The following is a 17,475-nucleotide window of genomic DNA, read 5'->3' on the forward strand; positions in this document are numbered from 1 at the left end:
CCGCCTTGCTCTGGCGTGAAATACTGGGGAAATTATCTGGCAAACGGGTACTTTTGGGTGCCCGTTTTATTCAGCACCATGATGCAAGTTGCATTGATGCAGCCTTAAACAATTCGGCTTGCATGATGATGTTTTAAGGGAGAACGTTATGCTCGACACTACTATGAAAACCCAACTCAAGGCCTACCTTGAGAAACTGACTAAACCTGTTGAGCTGATTGCTACGCTGGATGACAGCGCGAAATCGGCAGAAATCAAAGAGCTGCTGGGCGAAATCGCTGAACTGTCAGACAAGGTCTCCTTTAAAGAAGACAACAGCCTGGCGGTGCGTAAACCGTCGTTCCTGATCACTAACCCTGGCTCGCATAACGGCCCGCGTTTTGCCGGTTCGCCGCTGGGGCACGAATTTACTTCTCTGGTGCTGGCGCTGCTGTGGACCGGTGGTCATCCGTCAAAAGAGGCGCAGGCGCTGCTTGAGCAGATCCGCGATCTGGATGGCGATTTTGAGTTTGAAACCTACTATTCGCTCTCCTGCCATAACTGCCCGGACGTGGTGCAGGCGCTGAACCTGATGGCGGTGCTGAACCCGCGTATTAAACACACGGCGATTGATGGCGGTACGTTCCAGAACGAAATCACCGATCGTAACGTGATGGGGGTGCCGGCCGTGTTCGTTAACGGCCAGGAGTTCGGTCAGGGGCGTATGACGCTGAGCGAAATTGTCGCCAAAATTGATACCGGTGCGGAAAAACGCGCGGCGGAAGAGCTGAACAAGCGTGACGCTTACGACGTGCTGATTGTCGGTTCCGGCCCGGCGGGTGCGGCGGCGGCGGTTTACTCAGCGCGTAAAGGCATTCGTACCGGCCTGATGGGCGAGCGTTTCGGCGGCCAGGTACTGGATACCGTGGATATTGAAAACTACATTTCTGTGCCGAAAACAGAAGGCCAGAAACTGGCGGGTGCGCTGAAAGCGCACGTCTCGGATTACAACGTCGACGTGATTGACAGCCAGAGCGCCAGCAAACTGGTTCCGGCTGCGGTGGAAGGCGGTCTGCACCAGATTGAAACCGCCTCCGGCGCGGTACTGAAAGCGCGCAGCATTATCATTGCCACCGGCGCGAAATGGCGCAACATGAATGTGCCGGGCGAAGATCAATATCGCACCAAAGGTGTGACTTACTGCCCGCACTGCGACGGCCCGCTGTTTAAAGGCAAGCGCGTGGCGGTGATCGGCGGTGGTAACTCCGGTGTGGAAGCGGCTATCGATCTGGCGGGGATTGTCGAGCACGTAACACTGCTTGAATTCGCCCCGGAAATGAAAGCTGACCAGGTGTTGCAGGACAAAGTGCGCAGCCTGAAAAACGTCAACATTATTCTGAACGCGCAGACTACCGAAGTGAAAGGCGACGGCAGCAAAGTGACCGGTCTTGAGTACCGCGATCGTGTGAGCGGCGATGTTCACAGCGTGGCGCTGGCGGGGATTTTTGTGCAGATTGGTCTGCTGCCGAACACCACCTGGCTGGAAGGCGCGATTGAGCGCAACCGCATGGGCGAAATTATTATCGACGCGAAATGCGAAACCAGCGTGAAAGGCGTGTTTGCCGCAGGCGACTGCACCACGGTGCCGTACAAACAGATCATTATTGCCACGGGTGAAGGTGCCAAAGCCTCTCTGAGTTCCTTTGACTACCTTATCCGCACGAAAACTGCGTAAGCAAAAATAAGAAAGTAAACAATACCTGCAAATGTAAAGAGGCTACCGTTGGTAGCCTCTTTTTTTACGCCTGAGCGTCTTTATCTGACCACCAGCACCGGAATGTGCGCGTGGCGCACGATATTCGCGGCGTTCGAGCCGAGCAGGTGGGTGGAGATGGACGGATTGCGCGAGGCAATCACCACCATATCGGCATTCAACTCTTCGGCTAACTCATTGACCACATCGCGCACGTTCCCTGAACGGACATGAACATGAATGCGTGAAGAATCAATGTGAAAGTGCGTGATCATGGTACTAAGGCGTGTTTGCGCTTCCTGATGCAGATGCTCTTCGAAACGGCGTATATCAGCGGCGAAACGGTGCAGACTCAGGCTGGCGGAGGCGGGTAGTACATGCAAAAGATGGATAACGCCTTCACTCTGAGCGAGAAATTCAGCGTGACGCACGGCTTTGTCGCTTAACTCCATTTCGAAAACATCGACCGGCATAATGATTGTCTGATACATAAACGTTTCTCCCTGTAGATTATGTCCTTCTGATTGAATCATAAACGGGAGGAATATTTTGCTGCCTGGATGGCAAATCTGAAGAATAAACGGGCGGGAACGGAAAGAGGATGCGGGCGCATCCTCTGCATAACAACGCAGGGCGGGGCTTAGCGCATGAAATCGCCTGCGGCTTCGGGCTGGTACAGCAGTTCGAGTACTTCAAGGTCGGTGCTGGTGCCGCCCGGCAGTTCCCAGTGAATGGTATCGCCAACGCGCAAACCCAGTAGCGCTGCGCCGACAGGCGCAAGCACCGAAAGCTGGCTGGCGCTGTCGGTCACATTCGCCGGATAAACCAGCGTGCGCACGCGCTCTTCACCGCTTTTCAGCTCACGGAATTTTACCGTGCTGTTCATCGTCACCACATCATGTGGCATCGCTTCTGGCGCGCACATCTGGGCGCGATCCAACTCTTCATTTAGCGCATCCGCGACCGGCAGGTTAGCGTGAGCGGGCTGCTCAAGCAGACGGTCGAGGCGCTCGGCGTCTCGCTCATTAATGATAATGGCAGGTCTGGACATCTGGTACTCCATGTCAGGTGATTGATCCAAAGAAAAACCCTCGCCGACTGGCAGCGAGGGTTTGTCTAAAGGGGATAATACTGACACGGCAGCGCGCTGTGAAGTGATGCCGCGCACATTTGCCGGAATTATGATTTATCAGTAGCCCGCTTTATCAATCACGAAGCTGTTTCCGCAGTTGCCGGGGTGCGGTTGCGGCAGCAAAGAGGTGGCTGCGAGCGGTGCATTTATCGCCCCGGCTTTGATGGCGATCTGCATTTCCGTCAGCCACGCCGGGTTGCCGCTACAGGTCAGCTTCACCGCTTTCACGCTTTGATCGCCGTAGGCTTTCGCGACGGCGGCGTTGAATGCGTCACGGGTGACGGTTTTCCCGTAGTTTTCCGCCAGAAACTGGCCGAGCGCGCTCTGTTTGATTTCCGTGTCCAGGCGTACCATCGCGCCGAAATAGTCGTCCGGATCGAAGCCAAAACAGACGCCGTGCTTGGCATATTCATAACGCTCAAGGCAGGTGGTGCTGCCTGCGCCCGGCATGACGGCGTTGAGTTTATTAGCAACTTCCAGCGACAGGCCGGTTTCCGCCGCGGCACATTTCTGGCTGGCTTTCGCCTCCGGCATGTTTGGAATCGGACGCGTGGCGCAGCCGAAGCGCATCCAGCGGCGCTCGTCGACACCGCGCGCGGCGATGGATTTCGGCAGGCCAGGCCACAGGCCATGCACAGTCAGATAATCGGCTTTGTTGGCGGGTTCTTTTTGCGGTCGGCACTCATCGGGCTCATTGCGACCTTGTGCATGCAGGCTCTGGCAAAAACCGGTTTGCCAGGAGAGCGCCAGAACATAGCGGTCAAAGTCACCATACTGTGTGGGCTTGAGCGGTGCGGCATAAGCGATGGAGAACAGCGTTGCGGCAAGGCTTGCGCAGGTGAAGAATCCCTTTATAAACATATCGGTTCCTGATGGATGTATCCGGGTAATTGCCATGCGTTATTAAACCATAAAAAAAGCGCCGGGCAGGCGCTTTTTCATAAATGGCATTTATAAATTAATGTACTGCGACACCCGGGACTAATACTTCGGTGGCGATGATCACCACAATCAGACCGACGATCACTGGTACCGAAGTCCGTTTTACCACTTCAAACGGGGATATGTTCGCCATCCCCGCCACGGCAACTACCACGCCGGAAACCGGAGAGATGGTGCGACCAAGATTGGATGCCTGCAACATTGGAATCGACAGGTAAGCCGGGTTGATACCGGATTCGTGCGCCAGTTTCGGGATCATCTCGACAAAGGCGTAGAACGGCGCGTTACCGGAACCGGTGGTCATTGCCGCCAGCATGGTCAGCGTGACCAGCACCAGCATCAAAATAATGCTCGCTGAACCGAACGAGGTGGCAATCGAAATCAGGCTCTGGATAAAGCCAATGGTGCTTAACCCCTGGGCGAAAACCCCGGCGGCGACCAGCAACATCACCACGCCAGCAAACGCGTCAGCCATACCGCGATAAGCCACTTCCAGCCCGGAAAAGACGTTTTGTGTATTGAAACCACGTAAAAATTCCAGCACTGCCGCCAGTAACATGCAAATCACCAGAATGGTGATGATATGCAGTTCCGGGCCCCATTTGCCGTCGAAAATCAGCACGCCGATAATCGGCGTAAACGGCAGAATGGCGTAGAAGGTGGGCGCGTTGGTAGTGATGTCTTTCACATCCAGCATTTCGCTGACGATACGCTCTTTTTTATCCAGGTAGCGCTGCCAGAAAAAGTGGGCAATCGCCATGGCAATTATCGCCGCGATAGAGATGGGCAGGGTGGTTTTAAACGCGAAGTCGATAAGCGGCATCTCTGCGGCTTTCGCGGCCAGCACTACGTCACCGGAGGTGGGCGAAAGAATGATTGCCGCCGGAGAAGCACAAATGGCTGCCGCCGCACCACGGCTGATACCGACGTTGACCATCACCGGGAACAACGTTGCCATCAACAGCACGCCAAGGCCGGTTGCGGAAGAGACCGCCAGCGACATCAGGCAAGCGACAAAATAGGCGGCAATCATCAGCAGGTAAGGCGAGTTGATAAAGCGCAGCGGCCGCGAAGCCAGCTTCACCACCATATCATTGGCGCCGATGTGGGTCATATAAGCGGCAAACCCGCACAGCATCATGATCATCATGCCGAGATCGCCACCGCGACTCATCAGCAGGATTTTAATGTATTCGACAATATCGGTAGCGCTATAGCCAGTGCTGGTGGCGCTGCCTGGTAATATTTTGTGGCCCATCAGCGCGCTGACAATTAATAGCGCCAGACCGCCGACAAACAGCACGCCGGTGGCGGAGTAGCCTTTGATGATGTAGCGCGCCACGCCGACAATCACCACCACGCCTATCAGCAGTTCAATGAGTGTTAATAACATGTTGTTGGCCCCGGAGGTTGACCTGAATGAAAAGTAAGTAAAAAAACTGGCAACGCAATGTGCCGAATAATAGCCAGCGGGTAGATGATTAAAATCAACAAAGCGATGTGTTGAGCGAATAATCGCGTCAAATTGTTATCACCCCACTTAATTAATACTGCTTAAGCAATAATTGGGATTAATAGGAAATGATAAATTTGTTATTTAAAAGGTGCTGATAAGTTAATGAATTTAACGGTTTCGGTTGCGCTTTATTTCCGGGCGTAAATTAGTTAAAAAACGCTTTAAAATTAAAAATAATGCTGCTTATACTCGCCGTTACTTTCCTTTCACCCATGGCGACGTTATGCACGCAGGCTGGCTATACCGATTGCGCTTTATTAAGCGGCATCTATTGATGCTGCTTTTGGCGTTTGGTTGGCTGCTGATTCAAAGCCAGGTGGCGCTCGCTTCCCATGACTGCAGTGTCAGCGTGCAGGGTGAACATATGCTGGTTCAGCATATGGACCATCGAATGATGATGTCGGACAGCGCGCCGCATATGGACATGATGAAAACGCCGCTGTGCGAAAAGCATTGTGTACCGGATCTGGCGCAAAAAGATACCGATAACGCTTCACTGGTAGCGCTGCCCGTTTCGCTGACGCTGGTGGTCGCTGAACCTGTTTGTTCCCCCGTCGCGCATGACGGATGGTCGTTAACCCCTCCCGCTATAGGCCCGCCGGCAACGATTCGTTTTTGCCGGTTCCGTGAATAAAAACCTGTTAATCCATTGAATTTTATTAATTTCATTGTTTAACAGGAGTTTTATTATGCGTTCTTCTCTTCTTTGCATGCTCTCTGGCGTGCTGTTTTTCTCCCTTGCCGCTTACGCGGAAGATATGCCCGCAATGCACGGCATGCACGATATGTCTTCGCATGGTGCAATGCACGCTCAAGCGCAGACCTATCAAAGCCAGGGCGTTATCAAGAAAATTACCCCCGATGCGATTTCTATTGCCCATCACGCTATTCCCGCGCTGAACTGGCCGCCAATGACCATGCAGTTTGCCCTGGCCAAAGGCAGCACGTTTGCACCGGTGAACGTGGGCGATAAGGTCGAGTTCAGCTTTGTGCAAAGCGAAAACGGCTACCAGCTCGTTTCATTAACGCCGCAACGCTAACCGGGGGCAACAATGAAACGTTACTCGCTGAGCCTGCGGCTCGGCGGGGTGTTGCTTGGACTGATGTGCTCCGCCGCGCAGGCGGAGTCACTGACGCTGACGCAAACCCTTGCCGCCGCTGAGCGTTATTCCGCAGAACTTTCCGCTAATCGCAACGAAGCGCAGGCGCTGGATGCGATGGCAGATTCTGCCCGCCAGTTACCCGACCCGAAGCTGAAATTCGGTATTGAAAACGTCCCGGTACAGGGCAACAACGATCGCCGTTTAACCCGCGAAGGGATGACGATGCAGCGGATCGGGATCATGCAGCAGTATGTCAGCGCCGAAAAACGCGATCGTAAAGCCGATACGTTGTTAGCCGAAGCGCAAAGTGTTAGCGCCAAATCTGCCGTCGTACGCGCCAATTTACAGCGCGACACCGCCCAGGCGTGGCTCGACTTAGCGCTTTCACTACAGGCGTTGCAGACCGCGCGCAAACTGCTGGCAGAAACCGAACGCCAGCAGGGCGCGCAGCGCGCCAGCGTGGGAGCTGGCAATGCTGCACCAGATAGCGTGCTGGCTTTCCGGGTGGGCCTGAGTGCAATGCGCGACAAGCTCACGCTCGCCGAACGCGATGTGCAACTGGCGCAAACTCGCCTGGCGCAGTTGACTGGCGAGGATGTGAGTGCCGTTTCCGGCGAGCTTCCACGGTATCAACGTCTGCCCGCGGATGAAAAAACGCTGGAGCAGGGCATTGCGCAGCATCCGGACATTATCGCTGCGGCCAGTATGGCTAACAGCGCGAAAGCCCGTTCCGCCGAATCCGCCATTGCCGCCATTCCGGATGTCGAGGTGGAAGTGTGGTACGGACGCCGCGCCGAAGGGTATGAAGATATGGCCGGGGTGATGTTTACCGTCGATTTGCCGCTGTTCCAGTCGCACCGTCAGGATAAAGATCACGCCGCTGATGTTTCCCGCACTATGCAGGCTAACGACCAGTTGGCGCTGGCTGAGCGCGATCACGCCGCACAGCTGCATTCGCTCATTGCCGAATATAACGCCGCTCAAACGCTGTGGATGCGCCAGCGTGACGAGGTGCTGCCGCTGGTTCGTCAGCGGGCCACGTTACTGGCGGCGCAATACCGTTCGGGGCAATCGGATCTCTCCGGGTTACTGGAGGCCCGGCGTAATGTGCTCGATAGCGAACTGGCCGCGAACCAGGCCGAAAAAGAGATGGCGCAGAAATGGGCCGCAATCCGTTGGCTGATCCCGCAGGAGTTAAGGTAATGAAAAAAACGATTTTAGCCGTCGTGATTACGGCTTGCCTGGCGGCGGGCGTAGGGTATTTCGCCGGTCGCCAGCATAGTGCGCCTGCGGCTTCAGGCGAGCAAACAACACAACGAAAAGTGCTCTACTGGTACGATCCGATGGTGCCGGATCAGCGTTTTGACAAGCCGGGTAAATCCCCGTTTATGGATATGCCGCTGGTGCCGCGTTATGCCGATGAAACACCTGCCAGCGGTGGCGTCAGCGTCAGTGCGCAGCAGCAGCAAAACCTGGGGATGACGACGGCGAAGGTGGAAAAACGCGCGCTTGCTGACGCGTTTTCCGCCTTTGCCACGGTAACCACCGATGAGCGCAGCATTCAGAGCGTGCCGTCTCCGGCGGCGGGCGTGGTGGAAAAACTGTTTGTTCGCGCGCCGCAACAGTGGGTGAAGAAAGGCGAAGCGCTGGCGCAACTGTGGATCCCGCAATGGACAACGGCGCAGCAGGAGTATCTGGCGGTGCGCCAGTTGGGCGATGGCGAACTGACACGCGCCGCCCGTGAGCGGCTGGCGTTGCAGTTTATGCCGGATGCCATTATTCGCGCGGTTGAGCGTAGCGGGAAACCGCAAACCCGGCTCACGCTGCGCGCCGATCGCGATGGCTATGTGGTGAAACTTGATTCCCGTGAAGGCGCGCAAGTTGCCGCTACGCAAGTTCTCTTTGAGCTGGCGAACCTTGATCCTGTCTGGCTGGTGGTCGATTACCCGCAAAGCCAGGCGCAGGCGCTTACTGCGGGTAGCGAAATTATTGCCACATCGGGTAGTTGGCCGGGTGAGCAGTTTCACGGCCGCGTCAGTGAGTTGTTGCCGCAGCTTGAAACCACCACCCGGACGCTGAAAGCGCGTATCGTGCTGGATAACCCACAGCAAAAACTTAAACCCGGCATGTTCCTGACCGTAACGCAGCCTGCATCGGCGCAACAGCCTGCGGTACTGGCTATTCCGGAAGAGGCACTGATTGAAACCGGTGCGGCAAGCCGCGTGTTACTGGCGACGGGTGACGGGCATTTCCAGGCCGTTAACGTCACCACCGGGCGTAAGGCAGAGGGCTGGACCGAAGTGCTGTCCGGATTACAGGAGGGCGATAAGGTCGTGACCTCTGGCCAGTTCCTGATTGACTCAGAAGCGAGCTTGCGTAGCGCACTGCCGCACCAACAGGCGCCGCAAACTCCCGCGAAGAAAGTGCAAACCTACGACGCAACCGGTGTGGTGAAAGCAATTGATGCTGGTAGCATCACGCTGTCGCACCAGCCGATTCCGGCGCTGAACTGGGGAGCGATGACGATGGACTTCGTTCTTAAACAGCCTGAACCCGCCATCAAAGTGGGCGATAAGGTGATGTTCAGCTTTACGCTCGATGACGAGCAGGGTGCTGTCATTACTCATCTGATGCCCACGCAGGAGACGATGAAATGATTGCTGCCGTGATTCGCGCCTCGCTGCGTAACCGCTTGTTAATCCTGCTGGCCGCGCTGGTGCTCACCGGCTGGGGGATTTGGTCAATCCAGCGCGCGCCGCTGGATGCTCTGCCGGATCTCTCCGATGTACAGGTGATTATTCGTGCCAGCTATCCGGGTAAAGCGCCGCAACTTATTGAAGATCAAGTGACTTATCCGTTGACTACCGCCATGCTTTCCGTGCCGGGGGCGAAAACGGTGCGCGGCTATTCGATGTTTGGCGATGCCTATGTCTATGTGCTGTTTGATGATGATACCGATCTCTACTGGGCGCGTTCTCGTGTGCTGGAGAACTTAAGCCAAATCCAGTCTTCATTGCCTGCGGGCGTGAACGTTGGGTTAGGGCCGGATGCGACCGGTGTGGGCTGGATTTATGAGTACGCGCTGGTGGATCGCAGCGGTAAACATAATCTGGCGGATTTGCGCGCGTTGCAGGACTGGACGCTGAAATTTGAACTTAAAACCGTGCCGAACGTTGCGGAAGTGGCAAGTGTTGGCGGTATGGTTCGGCAATATCAGGTTGTGCCGGATCCCGCGAAAATGCGGGCGCTGAATATTACCCATGAACAGATCGTCAGCGCTGTGCAGGCGGCGAACCAGGAGAGTGGCGGTGCGCTGCTGGAGATGGGCGAAGCCGAATTTATGGTGCGCACCACCGGTTACCTGCGGCAACTGGCAGATTTTCGACAGATAGTGATCGCCAGCCGGGATGGTGTACCGGTGATGCTTTCAGATGTAGCGACGGTGCGCCTGGGGCCTGAGCTACGCCGCGGCGTGGCGGAATATAATGGCGAAGGTGAAGTCGCGGGCGGCATTATCGTTATGCGTTATGGCAAAAACGCGCTCGATACCATTCATGCGGTGAAAGCGAAACTCAGCGAGGTGCAAAAAACGCTGCCCGACGGCGTGGCGATCGTACCGGTTTATGATCGCTCGACGCTGATTGAGAGCGCGGTTGAAACGCTGACGCATAAATTGATTGAGGAATTTATCGTTGTTGCGCTGGTTTGCACGCTGTTCCTGTTCCATTTCCGTTCGGCATTAGTGGCAATTGTGTCACTGCCGCTGGGGATCCTCGGCGCGTTTATCGTCATGCATTACCAGGGCATCAACGCCAATATCATGTCGCTGGGCGGGATTGCGATTGCTATCGGTGCGATGGTGGATGCGGCCATTGTGATGATTGAGAATATGCACAAGGTGATGGAGCAGTGGCGGCACGATAACCCTGATCGACAGCCGACCGGAGCGGATTACTGGCATTTTTCAGAACAGGCGGCAGTCGAAGTGGGGCCGGCGTTATTTTGCAGCCTGTTGATCATTACCTTGTCGTTTATTCCTGTGTTTTCACTCGAAGCGCAGGAAGGGCGTATGTTCTCGCCGCTGGCATTCACCAAGAGCTGGGCGATGGCTGTAGCGGCCGGGCTTGGTATCACGCTGGTTCCGGTGCTGATGGGCTTGTTTATTCGCGGCAAGATCCCTGATGAGAAAGCCAACCCCATTAACCGTTTCCTGATTCGCCTGTATGAGCCACTGCTGGATAAAGTGCTGGCGTGGCCGAAAGCGACACTGGCGGTGGCGTTGTTGCTGTTGCTGGCAACGTTATGGCCGTTGAGTCGGCTGGGCAGTGAGTTTATGCCGCCGCTCAACGAAGGCGATTTACTGTATATGCCGTCGACGTTACCGGGGATCTCTGCGCGGGAAGCCGGGCGTTTATTGCAGCAGACTGACCGGCTGATTAAAAGCGTGCCGGAAGTGGCGAGCGTGTTTGGTAAAGCAGGTCGAGCAGAGAGCGCGACCGATCCTGCGCCATTAACCATGCTGGAAACCACTATTCGCTTTAAACCGCGCGACCAGTGGCGGCCAGGTATGACGCCGGAAAAACTGGTGGAAGAACTGGATAAAACCGTCAGGGTGCCGGGCATTGCCAATGTCTGGGTGCCGCCTATCCGTAACCGCCTGGATATGCTGGCAACCGGGATTAAAAGCCCGGTGGGGATTAAGGTGAACGGCAATAATATTGCTGATATTGAACGTGTGGCGCAGCAAATCGAGCAGGTGGTGAAAACAGTGCCAGGCGTAACATCGGCACTGGCCGAGCGTCTGGCGGGGGGGCGCTACGTCGATATCAACATTAACCGGCAGCAGGCTGCGCGTTATGGTGTGTCGGTAAAAGAGTTGCAATCGCTGGTCTCTACGCTGGTTGGTGGGGAAAATATTGGCGAAGTGCTGCAGGGGCGGGAGCGGTATCCTGTCAATGTACGTTACCCGCGAGAAATACGGGATAACGTCGATGATTTGCGTAAATTGCCGGTGATCACCGAAAATGGCAGCCAGATCGCGTTAGGTGAACTGGCGGATATCGTGGTGAAAGAGGGGCCGCCCATGCTGAAAAGCGAGAACGCGCGCCTCTCAAACTGGATCTACGTTGACCTGCGCGGTCGCGATTTGAAATCGGCAGTGGACGAGATGCAGCAGCGTGTAGCACAGCAGGTGAAACTGCCGCAGGGGGTTACGCTCTCGTGGTCCGGACAGTTTGAATATCTGGAACGCGCCACGGCAAAATTGAAAATCGTTTTGCCGGTAACGCTAATGATTATCTTCGTCCTGCTATTTATTACCTTTAAGCGTATATCTGATGCCCTGTTAATAATGGGGACATTACCATTCTCGTTGATTGGCGGTGTCTGGTTATTGTGGCTGCTGGGATATAATTTATCCGTTGCGGGGGCGGTCGGTTTTATTGCTCTGGCCGGCGTGGCGGCAGAGTTCGGCGTTATTATGGTGCTCTATCTTAATCACGCGCTTAAGAAATATCGCACACGTGAACCGGAGGGGGGAAATAAGGTACTGCTACAGGCAATCCATGAAGGTGCGGTACTCCGCGTGCGGCCAAAGGTAATGACGGTTGCGACGATAATGGCGGGACTGCTTCCCATTATGTGGGGCGGTGGCAGCGGTTCGGAGGTGATGAGCCGTATCGCTGCGCCGATGATTGGCGGCATGATAACGGCACCTTTGCTGTCGATGTTGGTTATCCCGGCAGTTTATTTCTTACTGCATCGCAAACGTTAGTCGCTTTTTTGCGCCCCTGTGATGGGGCGCATTGAACGATATTCTGTGTTTAGTGACGTAATACTGCGATTATTCCGTAGGTTTTTTCAGAATTAATCCGATCTTGTTAAGGAACCATTCAGATAACATGCCCAAGAATATACGTTGTTGCATAACATGGAATAAATACGGTGTCTGTAAATAAGAAGTTTTTAGCTATTATTTTGTCTTTATTTTGCCAGTTTTCGGTGGTTACCACAGCGCTTGCTGCAGAGAATTCCTGGTTCTCGAGTTTTACTGACAATGTGAAGCAAACCTGGCAGCAGCCAGAGCATTTTGATCTCTATGTTCCTGCTATCACCTGGCATGCGCGTTTCGCCTATGACAAGGAGAAAACGGACCGCTATAACGAACGTCCATGGGGCGCGGGTTTTGGTCAGTCACGCTGGGACGAAAAAGGGAACTGGCACGGCCTCTATCTGATGGCATTTAAAGATTCATTTAACAAATGGGAGCCTATTGGCGGCTACGGATGGGAGAAAACATGGCGTCCGCTGGCAGATGATAACTTCCGTCTGGGATTGGGTTATACGGCCGGGTTTACCGCGCGTGATAACTGGAAGTACATTCCCGTTCCGGTGCTGTTGCCACTGGCATCTATCGGTTATGGCCCGGCGACCTTCCAGATGACCTACATTCCGGGCACCTATAACAACGGGAACGTTTACTTTGCCTGGATGCGCTTTCAGTTTTAGCTGCAAATGCGGTGTTAAGGCGATGTACAAATTTTAATCATCGCCTAAAACGCGGAATAAACTCACTTTTGCAAAAAAGTTAGCGACATTTATCACTTTTTCACGAATAACGACTGGACAAAAGTCGTCACAATTGTTGTACTGATACCCGACACAGCATTTGTGTCGATTTTTCATGTAAAGGTAATTTTGATGTCTAAGATTAAAGGTAACGTTAAGTGGTTTAATGAATCCAAAGGATTCGGTTTCATTACTCCGGAAGATGGCAGCAAAGACGTGTTCGTACACTTCTCTGCAATCCAGAGCAATGGTTTCAAAACCCTGGCTGAAGGTCAGCGCGTTGAGTTTGAAATCACTAACGGTGCCAAAGGCCCATCTGCTGCGAACGTAATGCCTGTTTAATTCAGCTACGTACGTACAGTAAGAATTCCAAAACCCGCCGCAAGGCGGGTTTTTTTATCCTTTCAGTTTGCGTTAACTGAGGAAAATAGCCAAAACGCCAGTGCCGTCATAGCAAACGAGCCCAGCAGGTTTACCGCCACGTTCAGCAGCGCCCAGTTAATTCGCCCCTCCTGTAACAAGAACACCACTTCCGCGGAAAAGGTAGAAAAGGTAGTCAGACCGCCACAAAAACCGGTTGTTAACAGCACTTTCCAGACGGGATCGATGTGCGTCATCCGATTGAACCACGCTAACCCCATACCGATAATAAACGCGCCAAGCAGGTTGGCGGTGAGCGTCCCAACAGGGATCGCCTGATGCGCCGGATTCAGTTTCATGCTTAACATCCAGCGCGCAACGCTGCCGGTTCCACCGCCAATAAATACCGCTAAAAGAAGTTGTAACACCGTGAGATCCTGCTATTTGATTTGTTAGAGTGTTGAGTTTAGCGTCGCGGCTATTTTCTGGCTATCACGACGAAGCGAGAGGACTAAAGATGATTGTTGCAGCCGGGCAATTTGCGGTCACGCCAGACTGGCGGACCAATGCGCAGACGTGTGTTGCGTTGATGGCACAGGCGGCAGCGCGTCAGGCGTCGCTGCTGGTGCTGCCAGAGGCATTACTGGCAAGAGATGATGCAGACCCACACCTTTCGGTCAAATCGGCGCAGACGCTTGATGGCGGCTTTCTGAGCCTGTTGCGTACGGAGAGCCAGCGTAATGCGTTGACGACGGTGTTGACGGTGCATGTTCCGTCAACCGAGGGCAGGGCAGTTAATACGCTGGTGGTATTGCGCGGTGGAGAGGTGATCGCGCAGTATGCCAAGCTGCATTTGTATGACGCGTTCAACATGCAGGAATCTGCGCGGGTGGACGCCGGGCGCGATATTCCGCCGTTGATTGAGGTGGAGGGCATGAAGGTCGGGTTGATGACGTGCTACGATCTGCGTTTCCCGGAACTGGCGTTGTCGCTGGCGTTGCAGGGGGCAGAACTGCTGGTGTTGCCTGCCGCCTGGGTACGCGGTCCCCTCAAGGAGCAGCACTGGGCGACGCTGCTCTCGGCAAGGGCGCTGGACACAACATGTTATATTGTCGCAGCAGGCGAATGCGGCAATAAAAATATCGGGCAGAGCCGGGTCGTTGATCCGCAGGGCGTGACGGTTGCGGCGGCGGCGCAAGTGCCACAGCTTATTTTCGCCGAGGTCTCGCCTGAACGTGTGGTGCAGACCCGCGAGGCACTGCCGGTGTTACGTAATCGCCGTTTCGCTGCACCACATTTAGTGTGATGTTTTTTTAAACAACACTTGATTCATCTCGTTACACATTGCTATTGTGTGCGCGCGTCGAATGACCGTTAATGAAGTCCGGTTATAATGGCGTTTTATGCAGCCTGTTTTACGAAAGAAGGTATCTATGGGTGAGATTAGTATTACCAAACTGCTGGTTGTGGCCGCACTGGTTGTTCTGCTGTTTGGAACCAAAAAATTGCGTACGCTCGGCGGTGACCTGGGCGCAGCCATCAAAGGCTTTAAAAAAGCTATGAATGATGATGATGCAGCGAAAAAAGCTGACGAAGTCACAGCAGAAAAACTCTCTCACAAAGAGTAACAGCGGCTTTGACAGGCGAAAAAAAACCGGCGCAGAAGCCGGTTTTTTTGTCTGCAGTGTAAGCAAGTATTACTTTACTTCCACGCCTTTTGCCTGCAGATCGGCATGGTAAGAGGAACGAACGAACGGGCCACACGCCGCATGGGTAAAGCCCATCGCCAGTGCTTCCTCTTTCATTTCGTCAAACTCATCCGGGCTGACATAGCGCTGTACCGGCAGGTGATGGCGGCTTGGCTGTAAATATTGGCCCAGCGTCAGCATCGTCACGCCGTGACGGCGCAGATCGCGCATAACCTCAATGATCTCTGCGTTGGTTTCACCTAAGCCAACCATCAGACCGGATTTTGTTGGGATTTCCGGATGCGCTTCTTTAAAACGCTCCAGAAGTTTCAGCGACCAGTTATAATCCGCGCCCGGGCGAACCTGGCGGTAAATACGCGGCACGTTCTCCAGATTGTGGTTAAAGACATCCGGCGGCGTGGCGGTGAGGATATCCAGCGCACGATCCATGCGGCCACGGAAATCCGGCACCAGCGTTTCGATTTTGATCGATGGGCTTTTTTCGCGGATGGCGGTAATGCAATCAGCAAAATGCTGAGCACCGCCATCACGCAAATCGTCACGGTCTACAGAGGTGATAACCACATAACGCAGCGCCATATCAGCAATGGTCTGCGCCAGTTTTTGCGGTTCGTTGGCATCCGGCGCCACAGGACGTCCGTGTGCCACATCGCAGAATGGGCAACGGCGCGTGCAGATAGCACCAAGGATCATAAAGGTTGCCGTACCGTGGTTGAAACACTCAGCAAGGTTCGGGCAGGAAGCCTCTTCGCACACAGAGTGCAGCCCGTTTTTGCGCATGGCTGCTTTAATACCCTGGATACGGGAGGAGTCGGCCGGGAGTTTGATTTTCATCCATTCCGGTTTTCTTAACAGGGCTTCGCGCTCTGTCGCCACATTTTTAACCGGGATAAGCGCCATCTTATCGGCATCGCGGTACTTAACACCGCGTTCCATCACAATGGGTTTACTCATAGCGTGCGTGTTCCAGTTGCGGATAACGAAGTAAGCATTTCAATTCAAATGAATGTTGTATTTATCAACTATTTTTGAATTAACTTGCGTGCAGTATACCATTGATGGGGGATAGAAAGCAGCCTGACAACGGGGCAATTTGTAAAATAGTTGTTGTTTTGTGCCAAATGCCCAATAAGGGGTAGCGCTTTCGCCTGGCACGGACGGGCGTTAAAAAGCCCGTCGTATAACGTTAATAACGCTTTCCAGCACCGGGTCACGCAGGCTCAACTTATTGTAAAAAAGCGAGATTTCAAGGTGCTCGTTACTGATTGGCGGGTAATCAATTTCAACCAGCGGCCAACAGCCACTAAATAATTTAAACAGCCGCGCTGGCATTAATCCCAGCATATCGCTGTTGCCGATCAGTGCCGCAATCGTAAACATATTGTAACTACTGAAGCTTACCTGACGCTCAGGGAAAAGATCCTGTACACGCTGGCGCAGCCCGCTAAGATTTTGCCCTTCCAGCATGAGCAGCGTGTGTTCGTACTGCTGTAAAACCGCTTCATTAATCGGCCCATTTAAACAAGGGTGCCCTTTGCGGCAAACCAGCATGACACGGTCGCTATAGAGGACGTGATGATTAATGGTACGAGAGCCTGCAATATGCGTATCAATAATTAAATCGGTTTGAAACTGGCTGAGCTGGCTTTCCGCATCATTAACAGGAATATTACGCATCATCAGATGCGGCGAACTCTCTTTTATTGCCTGGAAGATAACAGGTATAACTAATGCACCAATCGATGGTGGCGTGCCGATGGTAATCGTACGTTGTTTGTCATAGCTGCCGGTCAGATCTAATGCGCCAAGAATAGACTCCAGTCCCTGGCTGATATATTCGTGCAGATGGGAAGCATAAGCCGTAGGCGTCACGCCCTGACCTTTACGAATGAAAAGCGGATCGGGAAATATTGCGCGTAATTTTTGAATGGACTGGCTAATTGCGGAAGGCGTTAAATTGAGCACTTTCGCCGCGTTGACTATCCCTTTGTGCACATATACTGCCTCAAAAATAGTCAGTAAATTGAGATCAATATTGCGCAGCGTTCTGAAGACTTGCGGCTTATCATCGTCGGGGCGCACGGTTATTCGCTTTTCCTGCAGGTTATTATTATCCACGCTTGTGCTCCGTATTCATTCAAAATCTGAATGATAGTTGAATTTATTTTTTTTGTTGATTATTAACTTGAGTAAACATCCTGTCTCTCGTCATCATGACGTAGTTTTTCATCGCGAGGCCAGACAATACACTAAAAAAAGATTGGACTGGAGCGTGTATACAAAGCCTGGCAACGTGCTTTAATGCTAATTTTCCCGACAAAGCAGGCAGGTTGAAAATAGAGAATATGGCTTCTATTGTAAAGCGCTAACAGGCCAAATAAATAACTACCCGCACAAAATGCGGGCTTCTATAC

Annotated in this window: 17 protein-coding genes; 10 read left to right on the plus strand and 7 right to left on the minus strand. The window is 53.5% G+C overall.

Annotated elements, in window-relative coordinates; genetic code table 11:
- Positions 1 to 148: 148 nt before the first annotated feature.
- Positions 149 to 1,714, plus strand: a complete 1,566-nt coding sequence (gene ahpF, locus RT644_RS14900; RefSeq protein WP_313627173.1) for an alkyl hydroperoxide reductase subunit F — start codon at positions 149 to 151, stop codon at positions 1,712 to 1,714.
- An 80-nt stretch (positions 1,715 to 1,794) separates the two neighbouring features.
- Here ahpF and uspG read toward each other — a convergent pair whose 3' ends face one another.
- The 4 genes from uspG to dcuC form a co-directional block, all read right to left on the minus strand.
- A complete protein-coding gene (gene uspG, locus RT644_RS14905) occupies positions 1,795 to 2,223 on the minus strand; it encodes a universal stress protein UspG (protein ID WP_017455865.1) in 429 nt (142 codons plus the stop codon).
- A gap of 149 nt (positions 2,224 to 2,372) precedes the next feature.
- On the minus strand, positions 2,373 to 2,783 hold the full coding sequence (rnk, locus tag RT644_RS14910) for a nucleoside diphosphate kinase regulator (RefSeq protein WP_249882561.1): 411 nt from the start codon (positions 2,781 to 2,783) through the stop codon (positions 2,373 to 2,375).
- A gap of 138 nt (positions 2,784 to 2,921) precedes the next feature.
- Positions 2,922 to 3,725 (minus strand): ribonuclease I, encoded by an 804-nt coding sequence (rna, locus tag RT644_RS14915; RefSeq protein WP_313627174.1) that lies wholly within the window; start codon positions 3,723 to 3,725, stop codon positions 2,922 to 2,924.
- Positions 3,726 to 3,822: 97 nt separating this feature from the next.
- The gene (gene dcuC / locus RT644_RS14920) at positions 3,823 to 5,199 is read right to left on the minus strand and encodes an anaerobic C4-dicarboxylate transporter DcuC (RefSeq protein ID WP_313627175.1); all 1,377 of its coding nucleotides are present in this window, start codon (positions 5,197 to 5,199) and stop codon (positions 3,823 to 3,825) included.
- A 346-nt stretch (positions 5,200 to 5,545) separates the two neighbouring features.
- Between dcuC and RT644_RS14925 the strand changes: the two genes are divergently transcribed.
- The 7 genes from RT644_RS14925 (at position 5,546) to cspE (ending at position 13,334) form a co-directional block, all read left to right on the plus strand.
- Positions 5,546 to 5,956, plus strand: a complete 411-nt coding sequence (locus RT644_RS14925; RefSeq protein ID WP_044489809.1) for a hypothetical protein — start codon at positions 5,546 to 5,548, stop codon at positions 5,954 to 5,956.
- Positions 5,957 to 6,011: 55 nt separating this feature from the next.
- Positions 6,012 to 6,362, plus strand: coding sequence for a copper-binding protein (locus RT644_RS14930; protein WP_313627176.1), 351 nt, complete (start codon positions 6,012 to 6,014; stop codon positions 6,360 to 6,362).
- 12 nt (positions 6,363 to 6,374) lie between these two features.
- Positions 6,375 to 7,628: a TolC family protein gene (locus tag RT644_RS14935; RefSeq protein WP_313627177.1), complete on the plus strand. Its 1,254-nt coding sequence runs from the start codon at positions 6,375 to 6,377 to the stop codon at positions 7,626 to 7,628.
- Positions 7,628 to 9,082 carry an efflux RND transporter periplasmic adaptor subunit gene (locus tag RT644_RS14940; protein ID WP_313627178.1) on the plus strand — a complete coding sequence of 485 codons (1,455 nt, stop codon included), beginning with the start codon at positions 7,628 to 7,630 and terminating at the stop codon, positions 9,080 to 9,082. Before RT644_RS14935 ends, RT644_RS14940 begins: the two co-directional genes overlap by 1 nt.
- Complete coding sequence (locus tag RT644_RS14945; RefSeq protein ID WP_269231450.1) at positions 9,079 to 12,198, plus strand: efflux RND transporter permease subunit; 3,120 nt, start codon at positions 9,079 to 9,081, stop codon at positions 12,196 to 12,198. The genes RT644_RS14940 and RT644_RS14945 overlap by 4 nt, the downstream gene beginning before the upstream one ends.
- Positions 12,199 to 12,398: 200 nt before the next feature.
- Positions 12,399 to 12,932 carry a lipid IV(A) palmitoyltransferase PagP gene (gene pagP, locus RT644_RS14950; RefSeq protein ID WP_409521869.1) on the plus strand — a complete coding sequence of 178 codons (534 nt, stop codon included), beginning with the start codon at positions 12,399 to 12,401 and terminating at the stop codon, positions 12,930 to 12,932.
- A 192-nt stretch (positions 12,933 to 13,124) separates the two neighbouring features.
- The gene (cspE, locus tag RT644_RS14955; RefSeq protein ID WP_007373839.1) at positions 13,125 to 13,334 is read left to right on the plus strand and encodes a transcription antiterminator/RNA stability regulator CspE; all 210 of its coding nucleotides are present in this window, start codon (positions 13,125 to 13,127) and stop codon (positions 13,332 to 13,334) included.
- Positions 13,335 to 13,396: 62 nt separating this feature from the next.
- Here the strand turns inward: cspE and crcB are convergent, their stop codons facing one another.
- A complete protein-coding gene (crcB, locus tag RT644_RS14960; RefSeq protein ID WP_017455875.1) occupies positions 13,397 to 13,780 on the minus strand; it encodes a fluoride efflux transporter CrcB in 384 nt (127 codons plus the stop codon).
- Positions 13,781 to 13,869: 89 nt separating this feature from the next.
- Between crcB and RT644_RS14965 the strand changes: the two genes are divergently transcribed.
- Both RT644_RS14965 and tatE read left to right on the plus strand, forming a co-directional pair.
- Positions 13,870 to 14,658: a deaminated glutathione amidase gene (locus RT644_RS14965; protein WP_020457000.1), complete on the plus strand. Its 789-nt coding sequence runs from the start codon at positions 13,870 to 13,872 to the stop codon at positions 14,656 to 14,658.
- Positions 14,659 to 14,785: 127 nt separating this feature from the next.
- A complete protein-coding gene (tatE, locus tag RT644_RS14970) occupies positions 14,786 to 14,980 on the plus strand; it encodes a twin-arginine translocase subunit TatE (protein WP_017455877.1) in 195 nt (64 codons plus the stop codon).
- 69 nt (positions 14,981 to 15,049) lie between these two features.
- Here tatE and lipA read toward each other — a convergent pair whose 3' ends face one another.
- Together lipA and RT644_RS14980 are read right to left on the minus strand one after the other, a co-directional pair.
- Positions 15,050 to 16,015 (minus strand): lipoyl synthase, encoded by a 966-nt coding sequence (lipA, locus tag RT644_RS14975; RefSeq protein WP_020457001.1) that lies wholly within the window; start codon positions 16,013 to 16,015, stop codon positions 15,050 to 15,052.
- A 210-nt stretch (positions 16,016 to 16,225) separates the two neighbouring features.
- On the minus strand, positions 16,226 to 17,179 hold the full coding sequence (locus RT644_RS14980) for a YbeF family transcriptional regulator (RefSeq protein WP_160270948.1): 954 nt from the start codon (positions 17,177 to 17,179) through the stop codon (positions 16,226 to 16,228).
- Between the last annotated feature and the right edge of the window lie 296 nt (positions 17,180 to 17,475).

This window comes from Kosakonia sp., assembly GCF_032104925.1.
In the GTDB taxonomy this organism is placed as follows: domain Bacteria; phylum Pseudomonadota; class Gammaproteobacteria; order Enterobacterales; family Enterobacteriaceae; genus Kosakonia.